The sequence below is a fragment of the Acinetobacter lwoffii genome (assembly GCF_024129595.1).
Classification (GTDB): domain Bacteria; phylum Pseudomonadota; class Gammaproteobacteria; order Pseudomonadales; family Moraxellaceae; genus Acinetobacter; species Acinetobacter lwoffii_O.
Map to the genome: position 1 here is coordinate 34,293 of NZ_JAMXXS010000011.1, position 13,194 is coordinate 47,486.

Sequence of the window (13,194 nt, forward strand, 5' to 3'; positions counted from 1 at the left end):
AGTACTGCTTCGCAAGGGGGGATTCTTTCTTACAAATCCTCTCCCTAACCCTCTCCTTTAATAAAGGAGAGGGGAAAAAGCAGGTTTTAATATTTTCAGATCACCGCCGCCAATTCAGCACCCTGACGGATGGCACGTTTGGCATCCAACTCACCCGCTTCTTTCGCTCCACCAATCAGATGCACATTTTTCCCGGCTGCTTTTAGCTCATCAAACATGGCGGTATAAGACTCCTGACCGGCACAAATAATCACGTGATCGACTTCCAACACAGCAGGCTTGTCATTCACGACAATATGTAAGCCCTGATCATCAATTTTTTCATAATTGGCGCCCGCAATCATTTTTACGTCACGGTGTTTTAAACCGGTACGATGAATCCAGCCTGTGGTTTTACCCAGACTCGCGCCGACTGAAGCAGCTTTACGTTGCAATAAATAAATTTCACGTTGCGGTTTTTCTACATTTGCAGCTTTTAAGCCACCGACATTTTCATAGTCAGTATCAATACCCCATTCATCATAGAATTTTTCCGGATTGATACTGCCACTTTCCCCTTCATGGCTCAGGAATTCGGCTGTATCAAAGCCAATACCACCTGCACCAATAATGGCAACTCGCTGACCCACTGGCTTACGTTCTTTCAAAACGTCCAGATAAGACAATACTTTTGCATGATCAATACCTGGAATCTCAAGTTGACGCGGTGTCACGCCTGTTGCCACCACAATGTCATCAAAGTTTGACTGAGCCAGTTCTTCCAGACTCGCCTTATGGTTCAGCTGCAATTTAATACGTGGCTGTAATTCAATCTGGCGTTTGAAATAACGCAAGGTTTCATAAAACTCTTCCTTGCCTGGAATGGTCTTGGCAATATTAAACTGCCCACCAATCTGAGCAGCGGCTTCAAATACCGTCACCTGATGACCGCGATTTGCCGCATATACAGCAAAACTTAAACCTGCAGGACCTGCACCAATCACGGCAATATTTTTTGCCACATTGGTTTCTTTAAAAATGAGCTCTGTTTCATAACAGGCACGTGGATTGACCAGACAGGTGGCAATTTTCATTGAGAAAATATGATCCAGACAGGCCTGATTACAACCAATACAGGTATTGATCTCATCGCTACGACCCTGCTCCGCTTTCAGAACAAACTCCGAATCAGCCAGCATTGGGCGAGCCATAGAAATCATATCAGCATCACCAGATGCCAATACATATTCAGCCATTTCCGGAGTATTAATACGGTTTGAAGTGATTAAAGGAATCTTCACCTGACCTTTCAGCTTACGCGTGACCCAAGTGAAGGCTGCACGTGGCACTTTGGTGGCAATCGTCGGAATACGCGCTTCATGCCAGCCAATGCCAGTATTGATAATGGTCGCACCAGCTTTTTCAATTTCTTTGGCCAACTGGATGACTTCTTCCAGAGTTGAACCGCCTTCGACCAGATCCAGCATAGATAGGCGATAAATAATGATAAAGTTCTCACCGACCATTTCACGAGTACGGCGTACAATTTCAATCGGGAAACGGATGCGGTTTGCATAGCTTCCGCCCCATTCATCATCACGATGGTTGGTACGTGCAGCAATAAACTCGTTAATCAGATAGCCTTCCGAGCCCATGATTTCTACACCATCATAACCGGCATATTGAGCCAACTTGGCACAATTGGCAAAATCATCAATGGTTTGCTGTACTTCAGCCGACGTTAAAGCATGCGGCTTGACCGGATTGATTGGTGCCTGAATTGGAGATGGCGCGACATTTTCAGCCTGATAAGAATAACGTCCGGTATGCAGAATCTGCATAGCAATTTTCCCACCCGCCTCATGTACCGCCTGAGTAATGACCTTATGTTTTTCAGCTTCTTCAAGAGTGTCAAGTTTGGAACCTCCATGAAACGTCACCCCATGATCATTTGGAGAAATCCCGCCGGTAACAATTAAAGCGACTCCACCTTTGGCGCGCTCTGCATAAAAAGCTGCCATCCGATCATATCCGCCGGGAGCTTCTTCAAGACCAACGTGCATGGAACCCATTAACACGCGGTTTTTAAGCGTAGTAAAACCCAAGTTCAATGGGGCAAGTAAATTCGGATATTTAGACATTTCAACTCCTGAGCGTGCGTTTAGGCTGGCTATTGTTTTAGCAACTGGCAGTTTGATCCCTCGATCTATCCAGTTTAATGCAACTTGTTGCACTAATTTATATGCCAGAATTGATTTTTATGCAACATGTTGCATAATAATCCCGAGTCACTTTTTTGAGACGTTTATGTCTTTAGCGCATGTTTTATTGACCAGCCTGATTGAAAAACCCAGTACCGGAATCGAACTGGCCCGCCGCTTTGACCGTTCCATGGGCTTCTTCTGGAATGCAACTCATCAGCAGATTTATCGCGAGCTGAATGCCATGCTACAAAAAGGCTGGATTTCCACGCTAGAAGAGGAAGATTCCAATAGCCGCAAAAAGACTTATCAAGTGGAACGTCTGGGCCGGGAAGAACTGGCCAACTGGATGCTGCAACAAAGCCCACCGGCACAACTGCGCGAAGAACTGATGGTGCGTTTACGTGCCGAAGCCCAGCTTGGTGGCAATAACACCTTGGCAGAGCTGGAACGCCATCTAGAACTGCATAAAGAAAAACTGAAAACCTATCAGCAGATTTTTGCCAAGGACTTTGCCGAAGCGGACGAAACTGACCGTACCCTGTATATTCATAAAATGATTTTGCAACTGGGGATTGATCAGGAACTGGGCTGGATTTCCTGGCTGGAACAAGTCATTCCGCGACTCAAACAATTTGACGCAAAATAATTCTAAATACGGAGACACACATGCCCTTTTATCGCATGCCCGATGGTGAACAGCTATTTGTACGCGAATATGGTCAGGGACAGCCTGTACTGGTGCTCTCGGGACTTGGCATGCTGAGCTGGCAATGGAAAGCTTTTCTCTATCCGCATCAGAAAAATTTCTGTTTCATTATTCCAGAATGGCGCGGCTTTGGGGCTTCCAGTCGCTGTAAAATTCCGCAAGGTCGCGATGCAATTTCCAGTCACTGGCAAGATGTACGTTCAGTTCTGACCCAACTGAAATTAGATCAAGTCATCGTCATTGCCTATTCCATGGGTGCAACCACGGCGATGCACGGCATGCATTATGACAGCTTTGCCAGTCAGATTTCTGCTTATTTGCACATTGATCAAACACCTAAAATTCCAGTCGATGATGCCTGGGCCTTTGGCCTTTTTGGTCCACGTCATCAGGAATTTATCGACATCCTGCAGCAGCTCTCTGCCCTACTTGCGCAATACCAGCAAGTTGAATTGATTCGCGATCTTGACACTTCGGTACGTAAACAAATTGCCGCCCTATGGCTAAAGTTTATTCAGCTACAAAATGAACAAAAATATAGTCTGAAAGCTTTCGCATTCATCCTAAATCAACCTCGTCTGCAAAGTCTGTTATTGCCTTCCAGCCGGGTGGATTATATGGCGTGGTATATCAACAATTATTTATATCATCGTGAAGATTACCGAGAAGCATTGGCCCAGCTCAGCTGTCCGGTGACTTTCTTTAGCGGTGTACAATCCAAGTTGTATCCTTTTGAAGGTCAGCGCCTGATTGCAGAAAGCCTGCCTCAGGCCAGGCAGGTACTTTTCAGCAAATCCGGCCATACACCTTTACTGACTGAACCCTTAAAATTTACCCGAGAACTTGGCATCTTCTTAAAAGAAAATTCACAATCTAGCACTTCAGCTGCCTAAAGATTCAGGAGACAGAATAATGAAAAAGCTGGTGGTCTTTTCCGGTGCAGGCATGAGCGCCGAAAGTGGCATTCATACTTTTCGCGACAGTGATGGACTTTGGGAACAGTATCGTATAGAAGAAGTGGCTACACTTGAGGCTTGGGCTAAAAATCCGCAACTGGTACAACGCTTTTATAACGCCCGCCGTAAAAATATTCTAGAAGCACAGCCAAATGCTGCCCACCAAGTGATTGCGGATCTTGAAGATAACTTTGATGTGCATGTGATTACCCAGAATATTGATGACTTGCATGAACGTGCCGGCAGCTCCAAGGTGATCCATTTACATGGCAATATTCGTCTGGCCAAAAGCTCAGGCCCCGACGCACAAAGCACGACCGAGTTTTATCCAATTGAAGGTTCTGAATTAGATTTAAATCAACACTTTTGCAAGGCAGGATATCCGCTGCGTCCTCATGTGGTCTGGTTTGGCGAAGCCGTGCCCGCGTATGAAGAAGCCCAAGACTGTGTACAGGATGCCGATATTTTTGTGGTGATTGGCACCAGCCTACAGGTTTATCCGGTCGCCGGGTTAATTCATGATATTCCTGCGTACTGTCAGGCCTATTACATCGACCCGAAAGCCGAGCAGCAGTATTTGCCTGCACAGTTTTACAAAATCCCCCAAAACGCGACCGATGGCATGCAAACACTGCTAGGTTTACTGAAATCCGCGAATTAAAATCTTTATGCACTACATTCTCTGATTGACAGTATGCAACAATCAATTTTTAATCAGCTTATCGTTGCAAGAATGGAATTAAACCATGCTGTCTGATCTGGATGACTTTTATTGTTTCGCTCAGGTGGTGGAACATGGCGGCTTTAGTGCAGCCGAACGTGCAACTGATATTCCCAAATCCAAACTTAGCCGCCGGGTGTTTAATCTGGAAGAGCGCCTGGGCGTACGTCTGATTCAGCGCAGTTCGCGTCATTTTGCTGTCACCGATATCGGCATGAATATTTACCGGCATGCCCAAGTCATGCTGAGTGCTGCACAGGCAGCGCATGATCTGGTCGACCATTTGAGTACCGAACCGCGCGGAACTATTAAAGTCAGTCTGCCAGTGTCTATTGCCCAGAACGAACTGGCAAAAATTCTGCCGGATTTTTTGAAAAAATATCCTGAAATTAAAGTCCAGATGATGATCACCAATCGCCGGGTCGATATTATCAATGAAGGCTTTGATCTGGCCTTACGTGTCCGTTCCAGCCTGGATGATGACCCGAATCTGGTGATTCGCCAGTTTGAAAAAATTGAGCAGCATCTATTCGCCAGTCAGGGCTACTTAAATGAATTTGGTGAACTGAAAAACCCTGAGCAACTGGCTGAGCATAAAATCCTGAGTATGGCTGAAGACCATACCGAACAGTTTCTGACCTTACAAAATGAACAGCAGGAACAGAAAAAAATCCGTGTCAGTCCAACGGTCATGGGGTCTGATTTAAATATGCTGGCACAACTGGCCGCGTCAGGCTCAGGCATCACTTTGTTACCAGATAACGTGGTCGAGCAGTACGTGGCAAGTGGTGAACTGGTTCGAGTGCTTCCTGACTGGAAAGCACCGCATGGTATTTTCCATGTGGTTTATCCTTCCCGTCGCGGCTTATTGCCCGCAGTCCGGGTCTTTATTGATTATCTGGTTGCTGAATTAAATCAGCGCTAAGTAATACGCTTTTGAGAAAAATGGACAAAAAAATAGCTCATTCTTGGGGAAAAATGAGCTAGAGAAACTTTCACTACAGCATAGTAAGCGAAAAAAAGGGAACCTATGTATCTGATTCTTAGTTTAATCAGATATAAAATCCTAAACCACTGTTTAATGTAGTGTTTTGTATTTTTTCGTCAACAAGCACAAGTGAGTTGTAATTTATGTAAGTGGATTAGCTTAATAAAGATCATTCAATCAATATTTTAAATCTCCGGATACTCACCTGTGCCTTCAGGCCAAGGAGACAAGACTTCAAATCCGGTTTCGGTGACATAGACCATATGTTCCCATTGGGCAGACCAGGATTTATCCGTGGTGACCACCGTCCAGCCATCTTTTAGCTCTTTGACGCGGGCTTTGCCCATATTCACCATTGGCTCAATAGTAAACACCATGCCCGGAACCAGTTTAATGCCCTGACCCGGCTGACCATAATGCAGAATGTTTGGCTGTTCGTGATAGACCTTGCCGATGCCATGACCGCAATATTCACGCACAATGGAATAGCCTTCACGTTGTGCGACCGTTTGAATCGCATAACCAATATCACCCAGGGTCGCGCCCGGCTTCACCGCATGAATCCCGGCCACCATGGCTTCATAAGTGGTATTGACCAGTCGCTTGGCTTCTGGAGATGGTGTTCCAACATAGTACATCCGGCTGGTATCACCAAAATAACCATCTTTAATAATGGCAACATCAATATTGATAATATCGCCATCCTGCAGAACAACTTTTGATGATGGAATGCCGTGACAAACCACTTCATTCGGTGAAATACAGGTGGTTTTGGTATAGCCATAATAGCCAATATTGGCTGGCGTCACTTTTAATGTATTGACAATAAAATCATGACAGAGATCATCCAGATATTCAGTCGTGACACCTGACTTGACATGCCCCCCGATCATCGCTAAAACCTCTGCAGCCAAACGCCCAGATATCCGCAGTTTTTCAACATCTTGCTCAGTTTTAAGACTAATCGCTGGAGCTCGCATATACCTATCCTCACTATGAATCCCTGAATTATAATCCCTTTTTTGCGAAATATGTCGCTGTTGTTGAGTTTCAGCACAGCATTTTTCCTTGAAATAGGAATTTTCACTGCTGCTTATTTGTACAAACAATAACTGACATATTTTGATATCAAGTGCAGATATTTTTTGAGCTTATAAGGAAAAATATATTTTTCAGCGAATTATCAAACATATATTTCTACCAAGATTTGAATGACCGGTTATGTGATCCGCAAACTCACTAGAATCAAGGCTTCCAGCCTTAAAATAAACTCCAAAAAATTGGACATATACACTAAAATCGCTTTCTTTTGTTCTATTGATCTCCCTTTATGACAAGTCTGCGTACCCGAGATATTGTCGCCCTAGGTTTTATGACCTTTGCATTGTTTATTGGTGCGGGCAACATTATCTTCCCACCGATTGTGGCTCAACAAGCCGGTGAACACGTATGGCTCGCTGCTTTAGGTTTCCTTATTACAGCAGTCGGCTTACCCGTGATTACCATTATTGCGTTGTCTCGCGTTGAAGGCTCCATTCAGGCACTAAGCTCGCCTCTTGGCAAAGCAGCCAGCATTTTACTGACTGTAATCTGTTATTTAGCTGTTGGTCCTTTATTTGCGACACCACGTACCGCAACCGTTTCTTATGAAATTGGTTTTTCATCTTACTTTGGCAATGAATCTGGCAGCCTGCTCATTTACAGCATCATCTATTTTGCTGTGGTGACCATCGTATCTTTATATCCAAACAAGATTCTGGATACCGTCGGCTATTTCCTGTCACCACTTAAAATTATTTCTTTGATCATTTTGGGTGTAGCAGCCGTGATGATCCCTGCCAGCAATCCGCCTGCAGCGATCGATAATTACGTTACCAGTCCAGTGACTGAAGGCTTCGTAAATGGTTATTTAACCATGGATACTTTGGGCGCTTTAGTTTTCGGTATTGTGATTGTTAAAGCCATTACTTCACGTGGTGTAACCGATAAAAAACTGATTACCAAATATGCAGTGAATGCCGGCATTATTTCTGGTATTGGTTTAACTCTGGTGTATTTAAGTCTGTTTAAACTTGGACTAGGTAGCCATGAGATTGCACCAAATGCAGCCAATGGTGCCATTATCCTGCATGCATATGTACAACATGCTTTTGGCGATATGGGTGCTTACTTCCTGTCTGGCATGATTTTTATTGCCTGTATGGTGACTGCAATTGGTCTGACTTGTGCCTGTGCTGAGTATTTCTCCAACTTGACCAAGATTCCATACAAGATCTTTGTATTTGTTCTGGTGGGCTTCTCACTGGTGATTTCAAACCTGGGTTTAACCAAACTGATTGCTGTTTCGGTTCCAGTCTTGAGCGCGATTTATCCGCCTGCCATTAGCGTCATTATGCTGAGCTTCTGTGCAAACTTCTTCAAGAAACCATCTCATGTGATTGCGCCAGTGACCCTGGTGGCCTTGATCTTTGGTATTTTTGATGGATTAAAAGTCGCTGGTTTTGAATTGCCTGCATTACTGCAAAATTTACCTCTATCAGATCAGAATCTGGCCTGGTTTATCCCGTCCATGATTGTATTGCTGATTACAGCTGTGATTGACCGTATTAGAAACTAAAATTTCTAGGATGTCTGAAAAATCGTATTTTTACCCAAAATCCGGTTTGAGCGTGATCAATAATTGTCAGGTTTTACCCAAACGGACATTTATTGTTTCTTAATAATGACATCAAATCACCGCTGTAAATCTTGATACTAAGATTTTCTATAAAATATGATGTATAGAATTGCACTTTAATTATTTTATTTTTTTATATAAATATAAACAGAACTTTTAATTTCCTGATTTTAGATACTTATTGTTGCCAACTTAAACCAAGTCCCCCTCCGAGTCATACACAGGCTTACAAAGTATTGATTAACACTACATATCTTTGCCGTATAATTTGCATTTTCTATCTGGTCGCATTAATTAAATGATAACTACATCTTATTTCCAAAATTAGCTGGAGGTGAAACCTGAAAATATAATTCTTGCCTAATCAATTGATTATGTAGTTATACGACTAAAGATGGCCATTTTGACTGTAAAAGCCTGCCACAGCAGTTGCAAAGGTCCAAATTAAACAGTACAACTATATATTCAATTCTGACTGATTAAATCTGCTTTAATCTTCAATAACATAAATAAATGGGAGGGATGGAGATGTTATCATTACATTTCAACAAGCAAGTCTTCATTGACGCTCTTAAAGCCAACAACACCAATCTGGTGACATTTATATGCACCACTTTTGCACTCATGCTGACTTTAACCGTCCATTGCTTAATTCAAGGTAATTTAAAACTTGAATACTTTGGCTATGCACTGATTGTCTCAGCTGCATTTTTCCTATGGGCTGCCATAGACCAGAAATACCGATAATCAAATTTTAAATTAGCCCAGATGGATGATTTGGCCAGTCATCCATCTGGTGAAAAAAGTGTTTTAACTTTCAAGAATTCCAGCATCCTTTCAGAATAACTATAAAAAGAACATTAAAATAATCCGATAAATGCTCCATAGAGCAAGATCCCCGTCCCGCCCAATTCTGCGATAATTAAACCCAGCATGGCTAAAGTCATCAAACTTCCTGGCAAATGAAACTTACCCAGCTGATGCGGTTGTTTAAACTGATTCGTCGTGTCTTGCAGAAAACCATGTAGCATATAAGCGGCAATCGAGAAGCTAAAAAACAGAATATTGACTAGTACGCAAATCAGATTCACCATACTCGGCAACACTGAACAATAGGCCAGCATTGCCAAAATTAAGGTCGCGGGCGCATAAAGCAGGCTGCTGCGATGGGCAATATCGACATAATAATGTGCACGCGACTGAGGCGATTGACGAATCTGCCAGTACTTCCAGACGCCAGTGAACATCCCGATCCACAAGAAGATTCCACTAAAAATAATGCCGATTTTAACGGCCAGCTCAAGTTCCATTAGCTGCATAAGATCATTCCATGTTTATTATTTGACTGACTTTAAAGTCATGTTTTCCCCGAGCTACCCTGCTAAAAATCTATACAGTAAAAGCTTCATCAGGATTCTAAAAAATATAGTGTAACGTATGTCTGAATTTGAAACATTGACTCTCCAGTGCCAAGATGGCTATCGCTTAAGTGCACGTTTTTATGCAGCAATTTCTGAAACTGACAAACTTCCAGTATTAGTCTGTCCAGCAACTGGCATTACCAAACAGTTTTATCATCAGTTTTGTGTGTGGTTACAAGCTCAAGGCTATGCCGTTATGGTCTTTGATTTTCGCGGGATTGGTGATTCACTACATGGCCCTTTGAAAAATTCAAAAGCCAGTATTGTGCAATGGGGGCAACTGGATATACCGGCCGCGATTGATGCTTTATCAACGCGTACAAATGCAGAAAAAGTGATCCTACTTGGACATAGTGCCGGTGGTCAGCTTTTAGGTATTGTGCCAAATTATGATAAAGTCGCAAAAGTGGTGGCTGTCTCTGGCTCTACCGGACATGTGAAAGGACTCAAAGGTAAAACCAAGTTACTTGCGCCAGTGATGTTTAATGTTATTTTCCCACTGGCTCGAATCACTAAAGGTTATGGTCCGACTCAAGCTATTGGTATGGGTGAAAACCTGCCTAAAGATGTGGCACGAGAATGGGCACTGTTTTGCAGTAAACCGGGCTATGTGATGAATGCGGTCGGTAAACTTGTATCACCTAAAGCAGATTTTCATACTCAAATCACCTGCCCGATTACCTCAATTTGGTCATCGGATGATGAAATTGCCACGGAAGCCAACGTGAAAGATTTACTGCGTTTATATCCGAACGCAAAAACTCAGATAATTGAACTTAGACCTAAAAGTTATGCGTATAAAAACATTGGTCATATGCTGATGTTTAAAAAGTCGCATCAGAATTTATGGCCGGTGATTGAACAGCAATTGGCTGTTTAAATCAGATTTAGATGGTTATTTTCATGCTGCTGTGTTCTAATACACGCAGTTTGAGATGAGCCTCTTACAGTATATGGGCTTGACCTATATACGACTAGCCCCTAACCATGGGGCTTTTTATTGTCTGAATATTTTAAAACGGATATAAAAATGGGCTGACGATAACGCCAACCCATTTCTTTCTTTATCGAATTAAATATTATTTTTACTCAATGTCATAGACCCAATTTCGTGCCTGTTTCTCAGTCGTGGTTTCACAAACATAATAGTCATGATCCCAAGAATCTGGATGGAAGATTTCACGTTTGTGATAGGTCACTTGTTTGGCATTTTCGACACAGGTGAAGCTATCACCTTGGTCTTTAGACTTGGGTTCCATTAAGGAAACCACCAATACAGAGAAATCGGGATTGTTTTGCCATTTGGTTAGATCAACTTTTACATCACTAAAATATGTGGTGATTAAACGATTTATTGAAAATACTGTAAAGCGTAACCAAGAAAAATTCTAACCTTATCAAGAAGCAAATTTATTCAGCATTTTTTCTATGTAATAATCGTAGTTACCCAATTGCTTTGACCAAAATGTATTTTTTTCAATTGATTCTAAAAATTGGATAGGATCAATTTTCACTTCATCTTTTTCAATATAAAATTGCTCATCAACAAGTTTTTGCATAAATTCAGATTCACAATTTGATGTAATGATGACTTCATCTAAAGATACTTTTAAATGATCACCAAAATATTCATGATCAAACTCTAGTGTAGTATCAATAATCCAAGTATGAAGTACGACTTCACTTATGTCATCAAAGAACTCTTTTAAAAAATATTTTTTAATATACTCAACTTTTTTATCCAACTGATAACTAGCTTTATTCAAGGTGAAGTTTTTATATTCATAAATTTCCTGAATACTACTTCTTATATATGTAGATTTCACTTCTGCCACAATGACATGATTTCCATGAATTGCTATTAAATCAATTTCACCAACATCTTTAAATTCAGGAACAAGTTGAGGAAATACTTCAAAACCTAAATGATGCATTTTTTCTGCTAGAGTTAACTCAATCTGATTAGTTTCTCCCTTCAATTCAAATCTATTTTTATGTAATTTACGAAAGTAGTTGGTCATAGTAGTATTTAAATTTTGATATGCTGTAAGCCATGGAAATTGAAAAATAAAGTCATCAATCTTATAAAATGGTTTTTGTTGGAATGTAGACACATCATCATTGTCGTACAAATCACAACTCCAAAAACTTAGAATCTCATCCATTTTTTTCTTTTTTATATTATTAGAAGCCCCCTGAACCCATGAAGACATTCTTTTTATCTTCTCTTCTCTTTTAGCGAAAGTAAAAGGCATCCTATTTTCGCCAATTACAAAACCATGCATAGTAAGCTGTGTTAATGCATCTAATTTATCTTCAGAATTAGGTAAAAAACGCATAAATTTTTCAATATGATCCTTTAAATAATGTGCTTGTGATAAAGTCATGGTAATCATTGTTTCAAAAGCATTGAGCTTTTGGTTATTGATACTGAATTCTGTAATCCCATAAACTTGGGCTAACTGCTCTTGAATACCAAAGGCTTTTGACAATGCAATTGCATTAGCTTCTAAATTATCACCTGTATTTATGATGCTATAAATTGCATCAGATTTTAGTAATTTTTCAGCCCCTACACCTAACCAATAACTTATCAATAAAGCATTTTTCTCCGACCAATTATCCTTTTTCTCTTTTGTATTGGTATAAATCAATTCTGAGTTGTTGAGCTTGTAATTTACCTGCTTATCAAAACAGAATGACTCTAATACATTTCTTTTATAGTTAAGGATCTCAATTTTGATAGCTACAAGCTTTTTATAAAACTCATACTGATCTTGAAGAAGTACACTCATACCCTCACCAATCAAGAAAGGCATTAACTTATTTCTCAATGCCAATGCTAGCGATTGTTCTGTTAATTTTTTAGTATTTTTTCTAGAAGTTTTGACAATATGATCAAATGCTTTCCAAACCGTTTCTGCTGAGTTATTTTCAGTACTATCAAATTGATAAGGTAAATGTGCAAAATAATCTTGATTAGGAATTAAATACTGATAAGCGTATAAACTGCCAAAAGCCATAGCAGTAATTTGACCAACGTTGATTGTATTTTTTATCTCTTCATAAATTTCCAATCGATGCTTATATTGTGATTGTAAATGTTTTACAGTCTGAAAAAATATATGCAGTGCGTCGATTTGTATTTCTTGATCAATTTCTTTTAAAACATTCCAAGAATTATGATCTGATTGTAGGATTAACCCAGACTGACGTACCGCTAAAATAAAGCTTTGAACATCTAGTTTTAAATAATTTACACAGACATTTTTATCAACACCCCCAAATCGCAAATATTGGCTCAAAGCTAAAATGTAGTTTTCACTTTGAACTTCATCAACTGTAAGTAACTTAATAAAATTTGATTGCCAAAACATATCAAACTTATTTTTGAATAATCCTATCTTAGGTTGTGTACTTTTATATAAAAGTTCTTTAACAATTTTTTCTTTAGCTTTTTCCACACTAAGTTCTAAAGCTAAATGTTCAAATTTTTCTTCGTAATAATTTTTCATAAAAAAATAAGGGCTGATTAATCAGCC

At 40.5% G+C, this 13,194-nt stretch carries 11 protein-coding genes and 1 pseudogene; 7 read left to right on the top strand and 5 right to left on the bottom strand.

Going from position 1 to position 13,194, the window contains the following annotated elements; genetic code table 11:
- Positions 1-95: 95 nt before the first annotated feature.
- On the bottom strand, positions 96-2,120 hold the full coding sequence (locus tag NI466_RS07395) for an NADPH-dependent 2,4-dienoyl-CoA reductase (RefSeq protein WP_253173218.1): 2,025 nt from the start codon (positions 2,118-2,120) through the stop codon (positions 96-98).
- 166 nt (positions 2,121-2,286) lie between these two features.
- Here NI466_RS07395 and NI466_RS07400 point away from each other — a divergent pair, with 166 nt between their 5' ends.
- From NI466_RS07400 to NI466_RS07415, 4 genes are all read left to right on the top strand, one after another.
- The gene (locus NI466_RS07400) at positions 2,287-2,829 is read left to right on the top strand and encodes a PadR family transcriptional regulator (protein ID WP_004278730.1); all 543 of its coding nucleotides are present in this window, start codon (positions 2,287-2,289) and stop codon (positions 2,827-2,829) included.
- 20 nt (positions 2,830-2,849) lie between these two features.
- A complete protein-coding gene (locus NI466_RS07405) occupies positions 2,850-3,782 on the top strand; it encodes an alpha/beta fold hydrolase (RefSeq protein WP_253173219.1) in 933 nt (310 codons plus the stop codon).
- A gap of 19 nt (positions 3,783-3,801) precedes the next feature.
- Positions 3,802-4,506, top strand: a complete 705-nt coding sequence (locus NI466_RS07410; RefSeq protein ID WP_253173220.1) for an SIR2 family NAD-dependent protein deacylase — start codon at positions 3,802-3,804, stop codon at positions 4,504-4,506.
- An 85-nt stretch (positions 4,507-4,591) separates the two neighbouring features.
- Positions 4,592-5,491, top strand: a complete 900-nt coding sequence (locus NI466_RS07415) for a LysR substrate-binding domain-containing protein (RefSeq protein WP_253173221.1) — start codon at positions 4,592-4,594, stop codon at positions 5,489-5,491.
- Positions 5,492-5,739: 248 nt separating this feature from the next.
- Here the strand turns inward: NI466_RS07415 and map are convergent, their stop codons facing one another.
- Positions 5,740-6,534, bottom strand: coding sequence for a type I methionyl aminopeptidase (map, locus tag NI466_RS07420; RefSeq protein WP_180078543.1), 795 nt, complete (start codon positions 6,532-6,534; stop codon positions 5,740-5,742).
- A 350-nt stretch (positions 6,535-6,884) separates the two neighbouring features.
- On the opposite strand from map, the gene brnQ reads away from it, so the two are divergent.
- Together brnQ and NI466_RS07430 are read left to right on the top strand one after the other, a co-directional pair.
- Positions 6,885-8,171: a branched-chain amino acid transport system II carrier protein gene (gene brnQ / locus NI466_RS07425; RefSeq protein WP_253173222.1), complete on the top strand. Its 1,287-nt coding sequence runs from the start codon at positions 6,885-6,887 to the stop codon at positions 8,169-8,171.
- Between the two features lie 588 nt (positions 8,172-8,759).
- The gene (locus tag NI466_RS07430; RefSeq protein WP_004645284.1) at positions 8,760-8,978 is read left to right on the top strand and encodes a hypothetical protein; all 219 of its coding nucleotides are present in this window, start codon (positions 8,760-8,762) and stop codon (positions 8,976-8,978) included.
- Positions 8,979-9,091: 113 nt separating this feature from the next.
- Here the strand turns inward: NI466_RS07430 and NI466_RS07435 are convergent, their stop codons facing one another.
- A complete protein-coding gene (locus NI466_RS07435) occupies positions 9,092-9,550 on the bottom strand; it encodes a hypothetical protein (protein WP_247143998.1) in 459 nt (152 codons plus the stop codon).
- Positions 9,551-9,668: 118 nt separating this feature from the next.
- On the opposite strand from NI466_RS07435, the gene NI466_RS07440 reads away from it, so the two are divergent.
- On the top strand, positions 9,669-10,532 hold the full coding sequence (locus NI466_RS07440) for an alpha/beta hydrolase family protein (protein ID WP_253173223.1): 864 nt from the start codon (positions 9,669-9,671) through the stop codon (positions 10,530-10,532).
- 205 nt (positions 10,533-10,737) lie between these two features.
- On the opposite strand, the pseudogene NI466_RS07445 reads toward NI466_RS07440, so the two are convergent.
- A pseudogene (locus NI466_RS07445) lies at positions 10,738-10,954 on the bottom strand (hypothetical protein).
- A gap of 95 nt (positions 10,955-11,049) precedes the next feature.
- The gene (locus NI466_RS07450) at positions 11,050-13,167 is read right to left on the bottom strand and encodes a hypothetical protein (protein WP_222112194.1); all 2,118 of its coding nucleotides are present in this window, start codon (positions 13,165-13,167) and stop codon (positions 11,050-11,052) included.
- Positions 13,168-13,194 lie beyond the last annotated feature (27 nt).